The 22,957-nt window shown below is 55.8% G+C and carries 8 protein-coding genes and 2 pseudogenes; 5 read left to right on the top strand and 5 right to left on the bottom strand.

Translation table 11 applies throughout. From position 1 onward, the window contains the following. Positions 1-125 (bottom strand): beta-ketoacyl synthase N-terminal-like domain-containing protein (locus DK870_RS30115; RefSeq protein ID WP_161550379.1); only part of this gene is annotated, 125 nt, incomplete at its 3' end. A gap of 392 nt (positions 126-517) precedes the next feature. After that, positions 518-1,246 (bottom strand): annotated as a pseudogene (locus tag DK870_RS28675) (IS21 family transposase); the annotation flags it as partial. 279 nt (positions 1,247-1,525) lie between these two features. Here DK870_RS28675 and DK870_RS28670 point away from each other — a divergent pair. The 4 genes from DK870_RS28670 (at position 1,526) to DK870_RS28655 (ending at position 18,529) form a co-directional block, all read left to right on the top strand. Continuing rightward, on the top strand, positions 1,526-1,795 hold the full coding sequence (locus tag DK870_RS28670; protein WP_161550378.1) for a hypothetical protein: 270 nt from the start codon (positions 1,526-1,528) through the stop codon (positions 1,793-1,795). 10 nt (positions 1,796-1,805) lie between these two features. Continuing rightward, the gene (locus DK870_RS28665; RefSeq protein ID WP_161550377.1) at positions 1,806-9,461 is read left to right on the top strand and encodes a neuraminidase-like domain-containing protein; all 7,656 of its coding nucleotides are present in this window, start codon (positions 1,806-1,808) and stop codon (positions 9,459-9,461) included. 981 nt (positions 9,462-10,442) lie between these two features. After that, positions 10,443-15,617, top strand: coding sequence for a SpvB/TcaC N-terminal domain-containing protein (locus tag DK870_RS28660; RefSeq protein WP_161550376.1), 5,175 nt, complete (start codon positions 10,443-10,445; stop codon positions 15,615-15,617). Next, on the top strand, positions 15,614-18,529 hold the full coding sequence (locus DK870_RS28655) for an RHS repeat-associated core domain-containing protein (RefSeq protein ID WP_161550375.1): 2,916 nt from the start codon (positions 15,614-15,616) through the stop codon (positions 18,527-18,529). The genes DK870_RS28660 and DK870_RS28655 overlap by 4 nt, the downstream gene beginning before the upstream one ends. A gap of 371 nt (positions 18,530-18,900) precedes the next feature. On the opposite strand, the gene DK870_RS28650 is transcribed toward DK870_RS28655, so the two are convergent. From DK870_RS28650 to DK870_RS28640, 3 genes and pseudogenes are all read right to left on the bottom strand, one after another. Continuing rightward, positions 18,901-19,440 (bottom strand): plasmid pRiA4b ORF-3 family protein, encoded by a 540-nt coding sequence (locus DK870_RS28650; RefSeq protein WP_161550374.1) that lies wholly within the window; start codon positions 19,438-19,440, stop codon positions 18,901-18,903. Between the two features lie 44 nt (positions 19,441-19,484). Beyond that, positions 19,485-19,829: pseudogene (locus DK870_RS28645) on the bottom strand (transposase); the annotation flags it as partial. A gap of 750 nt (positions 19,830-20,579) precedes the next feature. Beyond that, entirely contained in the window at positions 20,580-21,653 is a 1,074-nt protein-coding gene (locus tag DK870_RS28640; protein WP_161550373.1) for an IS630 family transposase, read from the bottom strand. 1,032 nt (positions 21,654-22,685) lie between these two features. Here DK870_RS28640 and DK870_RS28635 point away from each other — a divergent pair. Then, positions 22,686-22,957 (top strand): hypothetical protein (locus DK870_RS28635; RefSeq protein WP_161550372.1); only part of this gene is annotated, 272 nt, incomplete at its 3' end.

Below are 22,957 nucleotides of genomic sequence, written 5' to 3'. Positions count from 1 at the left end.
GGACTCCACCGATCGCTGGGAATGTCGCCAATGGCGGTTTCCCGGTTGTTCAATAAGCGCCAGAACTCTTCTGGAGAGTTCGCACCACCTGGAAACCTGCATCCGATACCAAGGATTTCGATCATGGGATTTCCCTCTGGGCAGGCTGATTGGTTAAGCGACAGCAAAGAGAGTAGTACTCGGTGTTGCTTATGCAAATGGTGAATTGAATCGTAATATTGAAAGCAACTGCGGTTTTTTAAAGCCACTCCTTGGCCTGCCAACAGCCGGCAGACCTTGCCAATGCCTTCAGTGTCGATCTGAGTTCTGTTGTGGTTGAAGAAGTTATGACACCGTTCACATTCTCGTTCCATCATGTGCTCCGGTAATTTACGGTGGATCTCTACAAGCTAAGTCTGGAGAGGAGAGCTAAATCACAATCAAAGGCCAGCCCGGAAGGCAGCGGCAGCTCAGCAATAATTGCAGCAAGGCGTGCAGATTCTGACTCAGCGAGAATAAAGCCTCGACGCCGTCCTCAAGTAAGCGTACGCGTGAAAGCGGCTTCCAGCCGCTCTCCGCCGTGCTGTTTGATCAAGCGCAGGAAGTCCAGGCAGGCGCGGAAGCCATGCTGCGGATGGATTCGGCGTTCGAGGATGTAAGCGATAACGCCGGCGGTGCTAAGTCCGGTCTGCTCTGCCTGGCGGATCAGTCGCTGCGGCGTTCACTCGGCGTATTCGCGGTGGCTCTTGGGATGGGTGCGATCTGGGTGGTGTGGCGGCCTTTGTGTTGCGATCAGAGATGGCTGGCCACCCGCTGGTTGGCGTGGAAGCACTCGACGGTCTGCTCGGTCAGGCGCCCTTCGAGTCGGTGTTTCACTAGCTGATACGGCACCAAGTAGTAATGGCCGTCGACCTCGACGTGGTAGTTGATATGCACTCATACCTTTTCCACTCGGCGTAGACGTAAGGATGCTCGGGCAGCGCTTGCAGTGCAGGGTGGTTGATGGTCTCGAAGGCCGAGCGGCGCGAGCCGGGCAGCTTTTTGAAGGGTTTTTGATTGAGCTGTTCGAGGAGCATATTGATCGTGCTGTTGAGTTCGCCCGGCGAGAAGAACTGTCGGTTGCGTAAGACCGCCAAGATCCAGTGTTCGACGACTTGTACGCTGACTTCTACCCTGGCTTTGTCTTTGCGCGAGCGAGCGGGCAGCACGGCCACACCGTAATGCTCGGCCAGATCGCGGTAGCTGTGGGGTTGATGTCCGGCTCGTAACATCTCAATGCCCATGAAAGCAAATTGGCTTCGGCTGAGTTCGTTCAGAACCGTCGAACGAGACCGGGGCTTGAGAGTGCAGTTCAATTTTTTTTATAACCGATGATGCTTTTTTTCTAATTGTCTTCTACTTTCACTTGAGGCTGTTAGTGCCAGAGGATCGGACGCGGACTCTTGAGAGCTATCAACCAAAGACAAAATGCATTGCAGATGCTGGGCCAGAGCCGGTTGTGAGAAGTGCGGCCAACGAAGCGAAATCATACTTGAGGGAAGCCAATATGAACGAAATTCGGTTTTCTGAGATGGAGCGCCTGCTGCAGAAAGCCGAGATCCTGTCGGTAACGGATGTTGCGCATCTTTCTTTCCCATATTTATCAAGGTGCACGGTGGCAGACTGGTGGATGGCCCAGACGCTGGATATCAGACGATCCCTAGACGCCCGCCGGATACCGGATAGTCGAAACGCGCTGCACGGGCTGGATGGTGCCTGCCGACGTAATCCGGCCTGCTTTCCCAACGCCGTGCTATTGCGCGGCCCTATTAAGTAAGGACACATTCATGACACCCAAACAACAGAGTACTTATACCCGGATGGCCGAGAAGGCCGGTTTCAGCTCCCTGGCGGCGGCCGGTCTGCTGTCACCGGCGCAGTTGCGTCAGAGGGCGCAAGGGACCTTGTCCGATTATGACTGTGTGAAGCTGCATGCAGCCGCGGTGAAGGCCCGCAATGACGCCCTTATCCTGGAAAAAAATATCCTTACGCATGCCTCTCCGCTGTTGCCCCAAGCCATACGTCAGGGACTCCGTCGCCCGGATGTCTCGCTGTTGGATTACGAAGACTGGTTCGGCGGGCGGGCGGGTCGCTACGCCAATCCGGGGGATGTGGCCTCCATGTTTTCGCCGGCCGCCTACCTGACCGAACTGTACCGCGAAGCGCGCCCGCTGTATCCGGAAAGTTCCTTGTGGCATATCGACGCCAGGCGCCCCGACCTGAAAGCGTTGGTTCTGAATCAGGATAATCTGGACCGCGAGGTCGGTGCCTTGAGTTTGTCCAGCGATATTCTGATGTCGCATGTGAAAGCAGAGCTGTCGTCCCTGGAAAATGAGGAACAGGCAAGCGCCGCGGATGCGTCTGACGAAGACGTGTTGCAGGCGCTGGCAGGGCATCTGCTCGGCGCCGGCACGCCTTACCACCATCACCATACCCGCCTGCGACAGGTGCGCCAGTGTCAGGATCCCGACTTCAAGCAACTGCAGGCGGCGCCATCGGTAACGAAACATCTTAGCGGAGCGTCCCTGGCCGGGATTTATTATGATATCCCGCCGGCGTTGTATGATCTTCTGACGGATATCATCCCGGAGGATAACGCTGGGGCCATGGATAAATTCCGTCAGTACTTTGGTGAGGAAATCACACCAGAAACGCTGCTGGACCCCAGGGTGCTGCGCGGATGGTACGGACTGGCGGACGAGGAGCTCAGGACCTTTATCGGCGACCTACAGCCGTTCTTGAGCGACAAGCTGGGCAACTGGGAGGGCAATGTTCTGGTGACGAGGACGACCGATGAGGACGGCAAAGAGACGCTTTGGTGGCTGTCCTATACCAAGGAGCGATTCCAGGGGTTTCTCAATTACGCCCGCCTCACCCCGAAAGGCGGAACCGACTATACGCTGTCGATCAGCGTGAATAATACAAATGCCGGCCTCAACCGGTTTCGGGTCTTCGTCAACGAAGCCATCGTGTTTGATGGGGGCGAGGACAATCACTATCTTGAGCCGAATACAAATTATGACTTCGAAATCCAAATCCCGGAAAATATTGGCTCCCAGTTTCTGCTGAAGCCTTACAGGCACGGCGCCGACCAGGGTATGGGATTGGATTGCCGTTATACAGTGCTTACCTGCAACCCGGAAGTCTTCGCGCTGAAGCTGAACAAGGCGATCCGGCTTTACAAGGCCACGGGGCTGCCGGCGCGAGTGCTGGAAGACGTTGTCAACAGCGTCAACCCTGATCAGATCACGGACGAAACCCTAACGTTGCTGTTCCGCACCGCGCTGCTGATGAAGCAGTACAACATTGGCCATGAAGATGCATTGGCAATGACCCGCGGGTTGATCTCGCGCAATGCGCCGGAGGGTGAGCTCAGTCAGTGGGATAGAGTGTTTAACTCCCCGTCATTGGTTGAGGGTGGGCTCGAGCCGTCGAACACCAAGTTATACCTGCACCCTGACCGTGCGGAAGAGCATGCTGAGATTAAGGCCGCACTGAAGCGCGCTTTTCAAACCGACGATATGGGTTTGTACTACCTGAAGCTGGCTTATCACGCGGAACAAGATAGTGCGGAATTGGGTTTGAATGAAGCGCATATTTCTGGGATGTACACGCTCAGTCTTTGGGCTCGGCTTCATGGTCTGACCCCGTTCGAGCTGCGTCACCTGTTGCAAATGATTGGGCCGCCCTCAGCGTTGTATAACGCCCCGCCGGGCACCTGGTTGAGCCTTCTGGAGCGACTTCAGACCACGACGCAATGGATGAAAGCGGCCGGGTTCAGCGTTCAGGACCTGGTGCTGATGACCCGGCCGGTAACCGGTATCGCGCTCAGTGCCGATGTGGCCAATTTCCTGCGGCAATTGCAGGCCGTGGCGAAAACGGTTGAGGCGAATGCTGAATCGAAACCGGCCCAGACTGACGTTAACGATCAGGATGGGCCTGATGAGCTGGTGCTGCGGACATGGACGCCGCTGGTCGCGGCCGCCTTCGGTCTCAATCATGAAACCACCGCGCGGGCCGTGTTGACCTGGGCGGACGGACGCGCAGACGAGTTGAGTATTGGCGACGCTTGGGCGGCGCTGCAAAGCGCCGAGGATGACGCTACTCCATCGGACGAGCTGGTGGCCTTCGCCTACGGTCTGGCCCAGATGGCGCTGATCTGTCATGCCTCGGGCGTCGCCCCGGACGTGCTGACGTGCTTCGTCGCCCACCCGGAAAAATTGTATGTGCCGGCGGCACTGCCAGGTGAGACGTTTTTACCACCCCCTGCGCAGCTGCAATGCAGCCTCGGCGTCATCCTGGCCCTCAGCGCCTTCAGCGGCTGGCTGCGGACTCTGCCGGACACCACTGTTGCAAGCGGGGCGCTCACCGATGCCTTGGCAGGGCAAGGCGTCACGGCCGAGCTGCTGGCAAGCATCACCGGTCTGGGTGCACTGCTGCTCAATCAGGCCATGGCCGCCGCAAAAGCCAAAGGGGATATCGAAAGCGACGCCCGCTTGGCAAGCTGGCCGGAGATTCAGGTGCTGCGGCAGTGGTGTGCGCTGGCCCAGGCGTTCAACGTGACACCGGCCAATATTGCGCAAATGCTGGAGCTTGAATACACACAGGACACTCCGGCCGGTTGGGCGGACTGGAAGCGGGTGGCGGATGCGTTTGTGGCTGGCCTTACCATATCGCAACAGCAGATCGTTCTGGCACAGACGGCGCCCCGACTAAGTGCGGCGCTCAGTGGCTACTTGCTGACGCCCGGGAAACCACTGGCTGGGTTTATGTCGCGTGAGCAAGTCTCCGGCTACCTGCTGGCGGATAACCAGAACGGTGCACAAGTGAAAACCTCGCGCCTGGCCGAAGCGATCGCGGCTTTGCAGACGTTCATTCATCGCAATTTGGCCCAGCCGGAAAGCGGCAACATCAATCGAGCCGTCCTTACCGGGCAATTTTTCCGGGAATGGACCCAGTGGAATGCCCGTTACAGCAATTGGGTGGCCAAGCAGAAGCTGATGTACTACCCGGAGAACTATATCGATCCGACCGTCCGCCTGGGACAGACCCGGATGATGGATGACATGTTGCAGACGCTGGGGCAGGCGCAGATCAACACGGACACGGTGGGGGATGCCTTTATGGGCTACCTCACCAGCTTTGAAGAGGTGGCTAACCTGGAAACGGTGCATGGCTACCACGATAATGTCATTGCCTCGACCGGTAAGACCTGGTTTATCGGGCGCAATCAGGCGGAAACACCGGAATACTGGTGGCGCACCGCGGATGAGGACAAGCGCAGTCGCGAGGGAACGCTGCCGGCCAACGCCTGGACCGGCTGGGAGAAAATCGACGCCGCGATCCACCCGTGGAATAACCTGATTCGCCCGGTGGTGTACAAATCCCGCCTGTACTTGTTGTGGGTGGAACATCAATCCGTGGTAACGGTGCGGGACAATAACGGTGCCCCGACAAAATGGGAAGAACGCTGGGAGCTGAAGGTGAGCTGGCGGCGTTATGACGGCAACTGGAGTGCGCCAGTGACGCGGGACATGACAGCGCTGTTCAAAGTTAACCAAGAACAAAAACTGGATGGGATGTATGTCAGCGTCTGGAATGAGCACGCCACGATGTTGGTCATTTTTTACAAGCCTGGTAGCGCAGCCGATGACATTAACGGTATTGAGAGCGCGGGTCTCAAGCTGTTTGATGATATGAGTTTCGAGTCTATTCATAGAAATACTACGTCTAGCATGGTCGAGGTGCTAGGCGATGCAGGACAGCTTGAGACATCGACAACAAGCCGGACGGTAATTATTCCTTATAGTCCGCCCGGTCTTAACGCCGAGGGAAGCATTCGGGTTGAGTCTTCCATGCCAGAGTGGTTTGATCGTTTCGAATTGACGTTCTCTCCGCCTGCCGTGCTTGTCTATGATAGCCATGCGGCAAAATATAATATTAGCATCGAGGTTGCGGCTGCGGCTCGATTATTTCATTCTCCTCCTCCTAATTCGTATCTGGAAATATTGAAATCTACTTTCCCCTCGCTGGCAAGAGAGAGTGGCATTCTTCGCTGTTTGTCGGCTGAGGGGGTTCTTCTTATAAGGCGTGATGACTGTAGGCAAGCCTGGGTAATAATTAAAAACAGCCTTATAAGTTATGTATGGCCCGGCCTGTTTTCCACCGTGTGGGTAGGAGACCGTGGCCTTACTGGTGGGCTGAATGGTACACCGGTTTGGTTGATCATAGGCGGTGAGTTGCACGTCTTAGCAAGCGTCTGGGGTGATTATGATCTATCGTTCGAAAATGTGGTTGTTGGTGTTGCTAATGTCAGTGGTGGTGTTCTTGGGCAAGCTTTTCTGAATAATTTAGGTGTGGTTGAGGGTTCGGTGGATTTGCGAGATTCACCCTTCATCCCATCTGGCAATATTAAGGTTTGGCTGGATAACATAAGCCATCCTGCAAGCGACGATTGGCATTATGTTAACTCCCCCAACTGGTCGGAGACCTTTACCCTTACCCGAGAGAATGTTCCTATTGCGGAGTGGGCAGGAGGGAAAGAACACCATCACTTGCTTGTACTTGACATTGATGGAGATGTTCGCCGTTATACTTTGAAGGTCTGGCTAACTGCGAATACCCCCCCGCAGGTTTCCATTCACGGCGACACGCGCAGCGCACAATACCTGGATTATGACGGAGACATCACCCGCCTGAATACGCTGTTTGCCCGGCAATTAACGGAAAAGGCAGCGTCAGGGATCGATGCGATCCTCAATTATGAGACGCAACAGCTTTCTGAACCGCCCATTCCTAATCTGCAGCTGACATTGCCGCCTTACGATTCGACTGAGCATGGTAACGATCGACGCGTTGAGATCTATCAGGCGGTTCGCCGGAACGATTCAACTGACGATCCTGCAACGAATATATCGCTTGGTGTCTTTCAGCTTAGCGATAGCGCCCCAACAATTGTGCATGTTTTGTTTGATCGGACTAAACCATTCGAAGGGCAAAACCGCTGTCACGTGGTGGCCCGCTACGCCAACAATGCGCAAAGTGCCGTGGCTGGAAACAGCATCGTGATCGATAAAGATACCTTGGCGATAGTGCGAGGAGAACTGCCGGAACTTGTAACTCAGTCTGAGATTATCAGCAATGCAACGCCCGGCAACGTGATGGACTTCGCCGGGGCTAACGCGATTTACTTCTGGGAGCTGTTCTACTACACCCCAATGATGGTCATGCAGCGCTTTCTGCAGGAAGAGCGGTTCGACCAGGCCGAACAGTGGCTCAAGTACATTTTCAGCCCGGCGGGCTATATCGTTTACGGTGAGCATGAAAACCGTTTGTGGAACGTCCGCCCCTTGCAGGAGGACACCTCCTGGAACGACGCGCCGCTGGAGTCGTACGACCCGGATGCCGTGGCGCAGAACGACCCCATGCACTACAAACTCAATGCCTTTATGCGCCTGCTGGATATCATCATTGGCCGTGGCGACAGCGCTTACCGCAAGCTCGAGCGTGACACCCTGGCAGAGGCCAAGGTCTGGTATGGCCGGGCACTGAGTCTGCTGGGCGAGGCGCCTTGGATCGCCCCCAACGGTGGCTGGGGAGCACCCAGCCTGGGCGAAGCCGCCGCCGAGTCCGTGCAAATGGCCCGGTTGGATGCGCTGAGCGCGCTACTCGACGGCACGCAACGGCTTGCCGAAGAACCTGAGCGTGTCGCCAACCACCTGTTTAGCCCTGAAGCCAATACGCTGATGTTGGGCTACTGGGAAACCCTGCGTCTGCGCCTGTACAACCTGCGTAATAATCTGACGATTGACGGTCAGTCCCTGAGCCTGCCGTTGTATGCCACGCCGGCGGACCCGAAAGCGCTGTTGTCGGCGGCGGTGGCCGCGGCAACGGGAGCCAACAGTGGCCTGCCGACAATCAACCTTTCGGTATTGCGGTTTATGCCACTACTGGAGAGTGCCCGGATGATGGCCGGACAACTGATTCAGTTCGGTTCGACCATGCAGCAGATTCTGGAACGGCAGGACGCCGAAGCGCTGCAGGAGTTGCTGAACACTCAGGGGGTGGAGATGGCGACAAGCGGCCTGGCGCTGCAGAAGCACACCCTGGAGGAACTCGCGGCTGAACGGGAAACGTTGACGAAATCGCTGGCGACGGCCACCCAGCGTCGGGACCACTACCGGAAGCTCTATGAGGAAAATATCAACAGCCGGGAAGAGCAGGCACTGACCGCCATTACAGGCGGGGCTCAGCTTGCCCTGGGGGCCAAAATTTCCTTTGCCACGGGGGCGGCGATTGCCGCGGTGCCCAATATATTCGGGCTCGCTAATGGCGGCCATCGTCCCGATCAGATTGCCAATGCGGTCGGTTTTGGTCTTCAGCTTGCGGGCGATATGGCGATTGCCAATGGCAACCGTGTGAATCAGGAGGAGCAGTACCGCCGGCGACGTCAGGAATGGGATATTCAGCGCGCCATGGCGCAGGGCGAAATGAGTACCATCGAGGCCCAGTTGGAAACCCTGGCCGTACGGGCAACGTCCGTCCGGATGCAAATTGCGCACGGGGAAATGCAGCAGGCACAAGCCAAGGCACAGTTGGTGCTGTTGCAGAGTAAATACTCTGGCAAGGCCATGTACAGCTGGTTGCGCAGCCAACTGGCCAGTATTTTCTACCAATACTATGACTTGACGGCCTCCCGCTGCCTGATGGCCCAGGAATCCCTGAGGTGGGAGCTTAACGATCCTTCTATCAACCACCTGCGCACCGGAACCTGGAGCGGCGCATGGGCCGGCCTGATGAGCGGGGAAGGCCTGATGCTCAATCTGGCTCAGATGGAGAACACCTGGCTGAAATACCAGAAACGGGAGCTGGAAATCACCCGGACGGTGTCCCTGGCGGAGTTCTTGAAAGACCGTTTGGAAACGGATGGGGAGTCATCGCGGCCTTTGACGCTGAATGAGGCCATCCAATATTTGCTGGATACCCCAGCGGCTGAAGAAATTGGTGGTCCAGACGGCAAGATCGAACTCAATGGCAACAAACTCGCTATCCACTTTGATCTGGTGAAACTGGGGATCGAAAGCGATTACGAGACCGGCACCACTGGGCAGCGGCGAGTGCGCAGTATTGCTGTAACGCTGCCGGCCTTACTGGGACCGTATCAGGACATTCGAGCCACCTTGTTTACTACCAATGCTGACCTGCCGCCGGGATGCAATGAATTGGCTGTCTCGCATGCCATGGCGGACAGTGGCCAGTTCTCTCCTGACGTCAGTGACGGGCGTTGGCTGCCGTTTGAGGGGCTTTCGCTGCAATCCGATAGCACACCTACTATTCCCATGACGTTGTCCTTTGAGGCGGTCGGTCCGGAACTGAAACAGGGGGCGCTGCTCAGAAGTCTGACCGATGCCGTCCTGCATGTCCGTTACACCCTGAGAAAATAAGGTCTATGTGATGACGGATAATTCACTTTCCCGTACCAACGGGTCCCCTGACCTGCAAGGGCGCTATTTTTCAAGCCACCCTCCCTGATTCAAAAGGGAGCCAATGGGCAGCGGCGGGGCTATTAGTTAATCCCCCCCCCCGCCCTGCCTGAGTGCTGCTGAAACTCCGATACAAACAGCAACTTCGATTCGGACAATTTTTCTGGGTTGGTTTTTTGAAATGCGACCAACCTCAATTTTTGATTTTTAACCCTAGACAGGTCGTTGCTTGTCCAGGCTTATTGCAGGCGAGATCGTGCTTGGTGCCAAACGCTCTGTTTGTCTGTTTGTCTCGTAAATTAATATAACAATGTCTCTTGACGTTTGGCGGTTTTGGGGTGTTGTTTTTTTTTGGCTATCTGAGATATAGATCGCTTGCTGAGTCTCCTCACATTAAGCGTGTTAGAGAAGGGCAGTTCGGAAACATTGTCAGAGTTTTTTGTAACGGATGAGGCGTTTTTGCTAATCATCTTCTATTTTGGACTAGGCAAGCGTTTCGCTTCTAACGCCCGATGGCATTAAATTTACCTCTCGGGACCTGTTCTGGGACGCATCAGCTAGAGAGTTAAGGCCTATACAGCATACCGGCTCTATCGGCCAGTTTCAGGTTTGGAGGTAGCTCTGCTCAATGAGGGGGGCTTTCATCACCCCAAAACAGCAGAACGCCTGCTTTCGGCTGATCGAGGAGGCCGGATTCAGTTCGTTCGCGATGGCAATCAGCTGTGATTAGAAGTCATTCGGTAAAAAAGCAACACCTGATTTGTTAAGGTTTGATGTTGAGATCAAGGACTTGATAGTGGATTTGGCGGAATTTGGCGTGGTGCGGTGCGACAGCCTCCTTGTGTAAGGCTTAGGCTTTTTATGGTGCTGCTCAACAGCAAGCTGCAGCCTAGCTTTCAAAGGATATCCGTATAACCCGACACCAGGAGCTTCGGAGGATTTATGACTAATAATTTTGCGGCCCCCACTGGAAATGAAAGCCAACCATTTTTTACGTTACCTTCATTGCCCAAAGGCGGCGGAACGCTGGCGGGTAACACGGGCGTGCTATCAGTGGGCGGGCCAGACGGTAATGCCGGCTGGCAAATCCCACTTCCTATATCGGCAGCACCTGCTCGTGGCTTGGCGCCACAGTTGGCCCTGAATTACAGCAACAGCGGGGGCAACGGGGTATTTGGGATGGGCTGGCAAATGTCATCGCCAATGGTCCGTGTACGCACACAGCATGGAGTGCCTACGTACGATAGCGAGGATCGATTTAATGGACCGAACAACGGTGAACTGGTACGCGCACCTGGATCTGGTGCGGTACGCACGGAAACCCGTTTGCCTTTTTCTAACGCAGACAGCGGCACCTACACCGTAACTCGCTACCTTGACCGTTCGGCCGGATTGGGGGCGCGTACTGAGCGCTGGGATGAGACGGGCGCGGAAGGAGCAGTGTTGCGCACTTTCTGGATTGACTTCACGCCGGACGGCGGCCTAGCCCTGTACGGCTGGTCGGAAGACGCGCGATTAGCTGACCCACAGGATTCATCCCGTGTTGCTGAATGGCGCATCGAGGAAGCAGTATCGGCCCGGGGGGAACATATTCTTTGGCGCTGGCGCCAGGAGGATGATATAGGGTGTCCGGCACATGAGCTCGTCAGCCATCCGCAAGTGGCGGGCTTGTATCCGGATGCTGTCTACTGGATGAACCGCACACCGGCTCTGCAGTTCATGCTGCCTGATATGATTTTGACAACGGACGCTTGGCAAAATGAGTGGCTGGCGTTTCTCGCGTTTGACTACGGGGAGCGTGGGACGCTGATAGACCAAGCACCACCGCTCACCGCCACGGCGCCTTGGCCAGTCCGTGGGGATAGACTGTCATTCCGTCGCTATGGTTTTGAGGTACGGACTCGACGACTGTGCCATGACATCCTGCTCTGGCATCGCACGGCCATGATGGCGAATGCTGAATCTAGGGATGCCGTACCACAACTGATTTCGCGCTTGAATCTACAGTATGAAACGTCCGAGTTGCTCACACGCTTGATGTCGGCGCAGATATTGGCCTATGAGCAAGACGGCACGGCGATGGCTACGCCGCCAGTGGAGTTTGCCTTGTCCGAACCACCTCCGACACTGCCGGGTGCAACCGCTTGGCAGCCCATGCCAGCGCTTGATGGCTTTAGTCACGAATTTTGGCAAATGGCGGACTTGTACGGGGAGGGTATCCCAGGAGTCTTATATCAAGACCGCGGCGCGTGGTGGTATCGGGCTCCGATTCGAGAGGGTGATGTTCAGCCTTTAAATGCCGGGTTTGCTGGGTTGTTCCATGCTCCGCTGAATGACCGAGTGACTTGGGGGGCGCCGACTCCTCTTCCCCGGCTTCCGTTGGGCGGCAATGCCCGATTGGCCGATTTGAATGGGGATGGTCAACCGGAATTAGTGATCGCTCTACCGGGGTTGTCCGGGAGCTTCACCTTGCAGCCTAACGGGCATTGGGGGGGGCTCAAGCTATTTGACAAATTTCCTGTTGAGTTCGCCCATCCGGCGGCTCTGCAGACCGACTTGACCGGCGGAGGGCTGACGGACCTAGTGTTGATTGGCCCATCAAGCGTACGCTTATGGCCGTCTGCGGGTTTATCCGGCTGGAAGCCAGCGAAAACGGTACAGCATCAGGAAGAAGGCTCGCTACCCCATCCTTCCGGTGATGGGACGCGGCTCGTTGCATTCAGTGATGTGACGGGCGGTGGGCTCACGGATTTGGTAGAGATCACTGCAAGCGGAGTAACCACCTGGCCATCTTTAGGGCATGGTCGTTTCGGCAGTCCAGTGCATTTGAGTGGCTTTTCTTTGGAAGCGCTCAAACAGGCCGATAACAGTCCGCTGGCATTCAATCCGGAGCGCATCTACTTGGCCGACACCGACGGCACGGGCATAGCGGATATTCTGGTCATCGGTCAGAGGGGCATTCATGTTTTCATCAATCATAGTGGCAACGGCTTTCGCTATAAAGGTGTTGTCCCCCCCCCGAATGGGGTGCGCTTAGACGATACCTCGCGTCTGCAGGTAGCGGATGTACAGGGGCTGGGAATGGGCAGCCTGATGCTAACGGTGCCGCACCTGCTACCTCGCAGTTGGGTATTGAATTTCAGTTCTGTGCGTCCATGGCTGCTCTCCACTGTGGTTGATAACATAGGGGGGCGTACCCAGCTGACTTATCGCAGCTCTGCACAGGGCTGGCTGGACGAGAAGGCCTCCCGGCAAGCCGCCGGACAAACAGCAGTTAGTTATCTTCCATTCCCAGTACATACCGTCCGCAGTGTCTCTCAAATCAACGAAATTACCGGCCTGACCTTGGGTAGCGAAACCCTCTACCTGGGTGGTGTTTGGGATGGCGAGGAGCGCGAGCTCGCCGGCTTCCGCTGCCTGGTGCAGACCGATAGGAGCAGTCGCTCGCAGGAAAACGCCCGCCAGCGGTCAGCTGTGCTTTCACCGCCGGCACGAACCGTTACTTGGTTTTATACCGGTAACGAGGAGCTCGACTCTACCGGAGCGGACGGAGCCCGAACTGATATAGACCATGCGTTCATCAATGAACCGGTTCGCTTCACCGTCTGGACAAATGATGGGGATGTATCGGAGACACCCGAGCCGGGTAGCGCCCGACGCCGGGCGCTGTATCGTGCGTTGCGCGGGCAAATGATGCGCACTGAGGTGTACGCAGAGGACGGTCATCCGAACGTTGGGATACCTTACAGCATCAGCCGTCAACGCTTCCACGTGCGCGCCTACGACAGTGCCAATCCAGATGGCACGCCCAACATAAATCGTCCGGTTACCCTGGTGTCGCCGCTGGAAACGCTCTCGCTGGCCTGCGAACGTATCGCGGCTGACCCGACGGTGAGTCAGACAATAGTGCTCCAGCAAGACGCATACGGAACACCTCTGGAAAGCGTCAGCATTAACTATCCTCGGCAATTGACGCTTGCGCAGGTCCAAGCAGAAGAGGCTGAACGAAGAATTTATCCGGCATCACTGCCTGTTGGAGTGATTAGCGAAACCGCCGATAGTCAGCAGTATGATTGTTGGATAAAACTCGGTCGTAATCGGGTACATCATCTCAATACGGGCAATGATTTTGTGATTGGGCTGCCGCTGGACACCCGCTCCGATGTGATTTGGTGGAGTTGCTCCCATCCAGATGGCAACCTTGATAGGCGGGCTAACCGTGTCATTCCGTCTGGCGGCTTTACCGCAGAGAACTTGGTGTTGGCTGATTTACTGGCAGAGCCTAATTCGGTGGTGTTTAGCGGTTATGCGAAAACGAAATGGCGGGGTGCCGCGGGTACGGAGCCATTGGAGGCACCGACACGCCAAGGTTTGGTGGCTTGGACCGATAGTGCCATGTTGGATGAGCAATCTCTGGATGTTTTAGCACCGGTTTTCAATCAGACGGTGGGTGAGCTAGTGCAGGCTAGTCTCCATGAGCTTTCAGGTACTACCAATCCAGAAGTATTGAATCGACTGCGTGAGCGTGTCCAACCGCACATTACACCTGATGTTTTTTTTCGGGCGTTCATGGCGTTCACCTGGCGATTAGAGAATAACCTGAAGGAAGAGTACGAGGAGAAAAACGGCTGCATGTACAGAGCAGCTATAGAAGCCCTGCAGACAGCTCGCAGAGATAAAAAGCGTGGCTACGAGACTATCACCTCGAATGCGTTGTGGGAGGCGCTGGGTCAAGGCGGGACGTCAGGGGGCATTCCTGGCGAGCGAATTCGCGAGGCGGTGCAAGCCTATGCCGACCAGTGTCTTGAAAGTGATCAGGCACTTAACGCACTACAAGAGGTGCTGGTTCTGAGGACCACGCTGGATACGCTGTATTGGCAAGTACTGCTCTCGGAAATTGTCGACAACCCTGAATATCATTCCTCACTGAAGACGATCGAGAGTTACTTGCGGCAACCCGTACAGCAAGAAAGCTTGGAGCAGCTCTTGCTGCGAGGAGGCTACAAGACATTACAAATTCCACATGAGCCGGCATTGGGGGCTGTCTGGGGCGGCTCGCACAACATTACTGAGTACCATGACCAATCCGCTTTTTGGTTAGCGAAAGAAGTTAGAGAGAGTGAGCTGGTTCGCAACACTGCCCTAACGTATTCACCGAACTCTTTAGCAGTTGTCGGCGCCACGGACTCCATCAGCTTTGCCTCCACAGTTACAGCTATTGACTGGCGTTTCCTGACTCCGATACAGGTGAAAGACACTAACGACAATATTAGTGAGGCCACACTGGATGCGCTGGGGCGGGTGCGGCACACCCGATTCTACGGCACGGAAACTCCGGCTGAAGCTGATCAAGCCGTTGTGACGGGTTATTCGCCAACGAGTGAAAAGCGCTTTACTCCGCCAGCCACAGTCGAAGACGCGTTGGCATTGAATGCCTCCAAAGGGGTGCCGGTACACGAAGCGTTCACCATGATTACTGACAGCTGGATGCCCTTGTCTGTCGACGCCGAGGGTAAGCCTACGGGGCGCCGCTGCGGTGTGTTGGCCCGGGAACGACAAGAAGCGCAGTTGCAAAGAGACGGACTTTCGTCACCAAGTATTCTGGAAGGACGTATTCCGCCGCATGTTATCCGCATCCAGACTGACCGCTATGATGATGATCCAGAGCAGCAGGTGCGTCTCCAGGTTGTTTTGCACGGCGGAGGTCAGGTGTTGCAGACGGCGATTATAAATCCATCTGGTGAGGCGTTCGTGCGGACGGATGCTGGGGCATTGGAAATCGACGACGACGGTAAAGCGGTCGTCAGGTGGTCGGATGTCCGTTGGGCAGTCACCGGTCAGACCGAATTCGATAACAAAGGTAATCCGGTTCGAGTCTGGCTGCCGTATTACCTGAATGATTGGCGTCATGTGATTGATGACAATGCGCGGGAGGGCATCTATGCCGATACGCACCTTTACGATGCATTGAGTCGAGAATATCGGATACTCACTGCGGCCGGCTATGAGCGCCGGGTGCAGGTGTTCCCGTGGTTCATGGTATCCGAAGATGAAAATGACACCTGGCAGGAGGTGCTGGCACGCCGGAACAGTGATGGCCAGGAGGAAGAGCAATGATGACAGGACGCTCGATAAGAGAACTGCAGGCCGCGGCCCTGCATGCCGGCACCTCAATGGTCTCCGCGCCTTTCCGCGCCCTGTCCTTCCTGCGCACGCCAGAGGCCCCCGAGGCCCCTGCGCGGCTGTTGGTCAGGCGCACGCTGCAGCAGCCGTTCAGCCGCACGACCCGGCTGTTCGGCGCGCGCGCCCTGAGCAACGAAGCCACCGATAACGCCGATGCGCTCAGCGTCTCCGGGTTGGCTGGCCAACCCCTGTGCCTGCACACCGTTGACGGCGATGCTGCCCTGATTCTTGCCGATGCGGCGGGCCGTCCTTTGTGGTCGCGCAACGCTCAGGGCACCGTCAGCGTGCTGAGCTATGAGGCCGCCGGTGCGGGCGGGCGGGCGCAGTCGCTGACCGAGATCGCGGCCGGCACCACGGCTGGCCGTGTCCGGGAGCAATATGTTTACGCCCCATTGAACGAGGCGCAGTGGAAAGATCTGAACCTGGCGGGCGGCCTGTCAGAACGGCGTGACAACGCCGGCATCAGCCGACCGTTGAGCGTCTCGCTGAGCGGCCAGTCCCTGCTGTCTGAGCAGTGCCTGCTCAAGCCGGAAGTAGAGCTGCCGGACTGGACCAGTAACGCGGAGGCTGACACGGATGCGCCTCTGCGGGTCAGTGGCACCTACGATGCGACAGGTGCACCGTTGACCGCCACGAATGCCGCCGCTGTCACCACGCTCACCGACTACGCCATCAACGGCGCAGTGGCGCAAACCCGGCTGGCCTCCCCGCAAGTCGGGGCAAGCAAAGAGACCGTCATCCTGCGCGATATCCGCTACCGGGCCGACGGCGTGGTGCTGTCACAGCGCGCCGGCAACGGTGTCATTGATACCTATGAGTATGACCCGCGTACCCAGCACCTGGCCCGGCACCTGACCGCGCGCCCGGCCGGTCACCCGCAGGGCGCGCTGGTCATCAGCGACCTGCACTACCGGTATGACCCGGTGGGCAACATCCTGAGCCTGGAGGATAAGGGTGCAGACCCCGAGTGGCACAACAACCAGCAGGCCACGGGGCTGCGCGAATACAGCTACGACACCCTGTACCGACTTATCTCGGCCACGGGCCGGGAGCGTACGCCAGTGTCCCGCCACTACACCCAGTCCGCCAACCACGTGGACGGGAGCGCGGGCAGCGCCTGGGCGCCGTACGCGCAACACTACAGCTACGATGACGGGGACAACCTGACGGTGATCCGCCATAGCGGCGGTGCCGGTAACCGAACCCGTGAGCTCAGCGTGTCGCAGGCCAGCAACCGGGCCATGGCGAAGGAACACACCCTGACCCCGGAAACGGGCTTCCTGGCCGGCGGCCTGCAGAAGCAGCTGACTGATGGCAGAGAGCTGCGCTGGCATTCGGATAACCAACTGCGGATGGTCAGCGCGGTCAGCCGCGAGGACGAGGCGGATGACAGCGAACGCTACCACTATGCCGACGGCGGCACCCGTACGCGCAAAATCCATACGGCTAAAACCAGCAATACGACCCAGACCACGCTGACTACCTATTCCGGCGGTTGTGAAGTGCGCCAGCGTCTGTTGGCCGGCCAGACAACGCCGCAGAAACACATCGTCATCACCAAGGCCGGCGAGGTGCGCCTGGTGGAGGACCGGCTCAGCGGCGAAATCCACCTGCGCTATGGCTTCGGCGATCACCTGGACAGCAGCGGGGGAGAGACGGACGAGAGCGGCCGGCTTATCTCCCGGGAGGAGTACTCGCCGTATGGCGGCACCACCGGCAGCGATGAAGCGGCGACGGAGGTCAGCAACCTGACCCAGCGGACAATCCGCTACTCGGGCCAGGAGTTGGATGCGACAGGGCTGTATTACTACGGTTGGCGCTACTACATGCCGGAGCTGGGGCGCTGGCTGAGTGCCGATCCCGGTGGGTTGGTGGATGGGGTGAATCTGTTCCGGATGGTTAGGAACAATCCGATCTCGCTATCTGATCAAGACGGACTGTCTCCAGAAGGAGATAAGGCGAGGGAAATTCTGAGAATGAGCTTCTTTAAGGAGGCTTATGCTTCCAACCCCGCTCAGGCATTAGATAAGATGAGGAAAACATTGCTTGAAAGTGGGAACCGTACGTTTGTTGATAGCGTGATGGAGCGGGTTAAACGTCGGCTTGAGCCAAACACTCAAGGCGCGCGGGCGGGCAGATCCTCACAAGCGCCAGTAGCCGCCATGAGCCGTATGAGCCTGGCATCGCCTCCTTTGAAAAAATCGCCGAAACTGGCAACTAGCGAAGATCTCCAAAATTTCCAGGATATCTACTCTACGAATGCGGGCTATTCGCAAATCAATACCGCCATGAGAGCCGGTGACTTTGTCACTGTCAGCAGTTCTAAAGTTATTGGTGAAATAGAACGGCGACATGGGGATAACCAGTTTGCGGGTAAGGCAGGGAAGGAGATTAGAAGTTCGCTAAAGTATGCGGCTGAAGATATCGGTCGCAATATGGAGGCAATTGATGCTTCCCTGTACCTGAAAGAAAATAATAAGAGTTCACGTTTTTTCCGAGGGCAGGGCATGACCATGGGCGGGATAGAAGCGTTTGTTCGCGCGAGGGATGAGGGGGCAGTGCTCCATTCTCTCAGTCTGCTTTCTGCTTCCAAAAGTAAAGAGGTTGCAGTAGGGTTCATGACGAGCGCGGAGAATGAAAAGGTTTTAATGGAAATTACAGGTTTTAGCGCTACGGGCATGGGGTCTAGATACAGCGTTGCTGCTGAAAACGAGTATGTGTTTTCGACTCATGCAAATTTCCACGTAACAAATGTAGGGTCGAACCAGAGTAGGCCAGGCACTTATATTATTCAGCTGAAAGAAGTTAGAGGCCATAAAGGAAGCAGGATGCCTATGCCCTATTAGCGGGGTGGCTGTTGGCTCGATAGCTGCCGAGTCGATGGCCCGCTGCTGCCGTAAGTTGGGTCGAGCGCTTGGTCTATGGCGGCCTCGGCCTGCTAAATGAAACCGATGATCTGCTCGGTAATGAAGCGACTCTTGCGCATATCCGTCCGCTTGGGTGAAGGACTTTACAGCTTCACTTGGTGCGGTTCAGTGGGGCGCAAGTCTACACGCGCTTCATATTGTTGGCCTGTCAGGTTTGATAGTGCCGGATGATTTTTAAAGGTGTCAGATATGAATGGCACTTACTTAGCGCTAACTAATTGATTGGAAAAAGGAAGGCTGCTCTTGGTCTACTGTGATAGGTAAGCGTCCGAACTACACCCACTTGCAACTCAGACCTTAATCCGTTTGAACCACTGGTTCACACGTTCGCAATCAAAGATCGTCGGATCGAAGGTCTCCCCGTGCCATTCCACAATCGCGTCGTGTTCTGGATGATCGGGGTTGGCCGTCGCCTCTAAAAGATCTTCATAACCCGACCCTTGACCCACGTCCTCCGGTGGGCAGGCATTGGCGCCCTCAATGCAGTACGGCACCTGCGGACAGGCAATAGTGGGTGATGTTTTTTCGACCTTGATACGGTGATGCCAGCTGTCACCGAAGTCATAGAGATAATTGAATGTCCGCTTTCCGTTCAGTGCCTTGATCAGTGTTTTACGAGCTTCCGGATTCACCGTCGGCCCCCAGCCATCAGGATCGGGCATGCCGTAATTCTCACCGGCAATTTCAAACTCGTGCAGATGGCTATCGCTCCAGCCCATCACGACTTGGATCACGTAATGCAACTTGCCCAAGGTAATGTTCTCAGGCACTGCGAATCGACGCCAAATCGTTGGAGTAATCCACTTCAGTTCGATGTGCAGTAGCAACAAATCAGGCTTGGGCTCTTTGGCAAGCGAACAGTTTTAACCATGGATCAGGCAGCCTCGCAGTGTTTCGTGAGTGTGAGAGATACGTTCCAGGGCAGCAGTTCGTCGACCCGATTGATCGGATGCTCGGCGATGCGTTCCAGTACGTAGGTCAAATAGGCCTGCGGGTTCAGGGCGTTGAATTTGGCCGAACCCAGCAGGCTGTAAATCGCAGCGGTTCGTTCTCCGCCGGCGTCGGAACCGACAAACAGGTAATTTTTGCGCCCCAATGCCACGGCGCGCAGCGCCCGTTCGGCGGCGTTGTTGTCGATTTCGATCCGACCATCATCGCAGTAGCGCGTCAACGCCTGCCACCGATTGAGGGCATAGAGAATCGAACCGCCCACTGCAGATGTATGGGCCGCAACGACAGTGTTGTTAGGAAACTATAGGCGAAGTCGGGGCGAAGCTATAGAAAGCAGCATGAAATAACAGCTCCTCTGAGGCTCAGTGCTTTCGTGTAAATGAAAGGTGGCGATCTGTTTTAGTTTATAATTTAGCTGTTGAATGAAAGCGGCGGGTTAATTTTAATGGGGGAAGCCTTTTCGGAGTATCACACTTTTCACTAATGACGGGAGCGGCCATTAACAGGAGGCTACATGAGCGCATTGTTGTTCAATCACACTCCATCGGTCACCGTGCGCGATAACCGTAACCGGCCTGTACGCAACTTCGCCTATCACCATCATCCCGGCGCACTGTGTAGTGCTCTGTGCGAAGTGATACGCAAAATTGAAAATAGCCGAGGCATTAGTTAATGCCAAGGTCGAGCATCGTTTCAGCTACAAAGCGACAGTCAGGTTGTGAAAGATGCGTCGTCTACGCTTGGCCAGGTAGGCGCGCCACGTAAATATAACATGTGCTGCGCAAAAAACTGCTAAAAAAGATTATGTAGAGGCCGAAAGGGCTGAAGGCTTAGGCGGGTAAGCAATTTTGACGTGCATCGTTGTTCAAAAACACTGGCAGCTTAATAGCCGGAATTTTTCCGGCGCGTTTAGAGTGTTCTTGATGGGCGATAATGTTGATATTGTTATGAATCAACGTATGCCGTGCATCTATTTCGACTTTTGCTCCGGCTACTAGTGTGCTGTTCTCGAAATAATCTACCCCTTAGCCTGTGAGGCCATCGCCTCGCGGGCTCGCTGAATTTTGTTCAGGATATCCTCACCTTTTGCGTTCCAGACATATCGAGTCGGTTGCGCATTTCGTAGCGCCAGAAACGTGGTGATCGAGCTTTCCAGTTCGCGAACCGAACTGAAACCGCCGTCGCGCAGGTACACCGTGATATCGCGAAAGAAGCGTTCAACCATGTTCATCCACGAGCTGGAGGTCGGGGTGAAATGCATGTGGAAGCGTTTATGTTTTTCCAGCCATGCCTTCACTTTTGGATGCTTGTGCGTGGCGTAGTTATCGACGATCAAATGCAGCTGAAGATGTTTGGGCGTTTCTCGATTGATCTTCTTGAGAAATTCCAGCCATTCCTGATGTCGGTGTTGGCGCTCAATGGAGCTGATCAAGCGTCCCTGGAGATAATCCAGCGCAGTGAACAAGGTGACGGTGCCATGGCGGATATAATCGTGCGATTTTGTGCGGATATGACCGATCCCCAAAGGCAGTCCTGGCTGGCTACGCTCAAGAGCTTGAACTTGGCTTTTTTCATCGCAGCAGAGCACCAAAGCTTTGTCCGGCGGGGCCAGGTAGAGTCCGATGACGTCCCAGAATCTCTCTTCAAAGTTCGGGTCATTGGACAATTTAAAGGTGCGGGTCAGATGCGGTTTCAAGTCATTGGCAGCCCAGAGTTTGTGTACGCTGGTGGCCGAAATTCCAGTCGCTCGGGCCATGCTTCGGCAGCTCCATCGAGGTTCACCGATGCATGGTTGAGTAACTTGCTCAAGAACACGGCGCACCGCTTCAAGGGGCAAAAATGGTTTACGCCCCCGACCTGGTTTATCAAGCAAACCGTCCAGCCGTTGAGCCTGGAAGCGCTGACACCAGCACGTGATAACGGGGAGCGAGAACCCGGTCAGCCGGGCGATCTCTACTCGCGTACACCCTTGGGCCGCCAACAGAATCACTCGGGCGCGGCGGCCGTCGCGCTGGCTGATGATGGCCGAACGTACACGCCGGCTCAGCTCGGCATGTTCTTCTGGGCTGAGGACAATGTTGAGTGCGTTCACCGGCGCCTCTCCGAACATTGGATGACACGGGAAGTGTAGCCAACATCGGAGAAATGTTAATTCGAGAACAGCACATTAGTCGGTCTGGATGTCAAATAACAGACGACCTCATTGTAGGTTCTCGTTTTCAGGCAATCATTCTTTACTGCGCAATCGGATGATGAATGCGTTACAACGCTCGGGTTTCCGATATTCTGCTGGCCATAGCAGCGAACAGGCGCTGGCGTCAATGCAGCGGCAGGGAGGCGTCGACATTGTCCTGTGTGACCTGAGCGACCAGCGGATGGATTGTCTGGATTTTCCAACTGTGCTAAGCGGCTCTCCGTAGTCCAGACCGTATTTTTTAGTGAGTTTCTACCGTAACTCAGGTGGGTTATCGAGCAGATGGTTTCTTCTCAGGCATTAAATTACTGATAATATTAAGTGGGTCGATAATGCAGAATCGCTGCAGAATCGCTGCAGAATATACGTTGCACCTCGAGTACGGCTACTTAAAAGAATCGCGTATTCCGGTCCTTGAACGGCCATACGGACAGCGGGATGATCATCAATGATCATGACCTTGCTGTTCATGGTGGGCTCATTGGTTAAGTGCATGTTCGTGAATTTTTAGTTTGTGACGTGAGCTTTGGCAATGCCTCAATGCACTTTTGAGACAAGTCTCAAATTTTGCTGTTGGTCGGACAGTTGTTTCCCTGAAGGGAGAAATAGGCGTGCACATTCATGACGGTTGACTAAATTCATTTTTCAGTACTCACGGTCCTGATGGACGACAAGGATGGCTTCTTCAGCCACTGGGCCTAATTCGCTTGGAAGGAAGACGATGGGGGCTGAGTTCGTCGTTGTCTTCCGTCAGTTTTCCGCAGTCCGTTCTGGAGCTCCCGGCCTGAAGGCTGTTGAAAGGCTGACGCAAACAACAAGTTTCCCCGGGTGGGTGTTTCTTTCTGGAAACGCGACCCACGTGCATTGTTAATTTCATGACCTACACTGCTCGTTGCCTTATCAGACATGTTGACAAGAAGGTCGCGCTCGATGCTCAACACCTTGCTCTCCCTGCATGCCGACACCCCGACGGTGGCTGGCGCGTTCCGCACCCTGTCCTTCCTGCGCACACCGCAGGCCCCCGAGGCCCCGGCCCGTCGATTGGTCAGTCGCACGCTGCAGCAGCCGTTCAGCCGCACCACCCGGTTGTTCGGGACCCGGGCCTTGGACCATGAAGCCACCGGCCACGCCGATGCGGTGACCGTCGCCGGCCTGAGCGGGCAGCCGCTGTCGCTGCATACTGTCGATGGGGATGCGACGTT

It is taken from the genome of Pseudomonas sp. Q1, from assembly GCF_009935975.1.
Lineage (GTDB): Bacteria > Pseudomonadota > Gammaproteobacteria > Pseudomonadales > Pseudomonadaceae > Aquipseudomonas > Aquipseudomonas palleroniana.
This window is presented reverse-complemented; position numbering and strand designations above follow the sequence as displayed.

Coding starts and splice junctions, on each gene's coding strand:
- DK870_RS28670 (WP_161550378.1), top strand. CDS start 1,526: ATGAACGAAATTCGGTTTTCTGAGATGGAGCGCCTGCTGCAGAAAGCC.
- DK870_RS28665 (WP_161550377.1), top strand. CDS start 1,806: ATGACACCCAAACAACAGAGTACTTATACCCGGATGGCCGAGAAGGCC.
- DK870_RS28655 (WP_161550375.1), top strand. CDS start 15,614: ATGATGACAGGACGCTCGATAAGAGAACTGCAGGCCGCGGCCCTGCAT.
- DK870_RS28660 (WP_161550376.1), top strand. CDS start 10,443: ATGACTAATAATTTTGCGGCCCCCACTGGAAATGAAAGCCAACCATTT.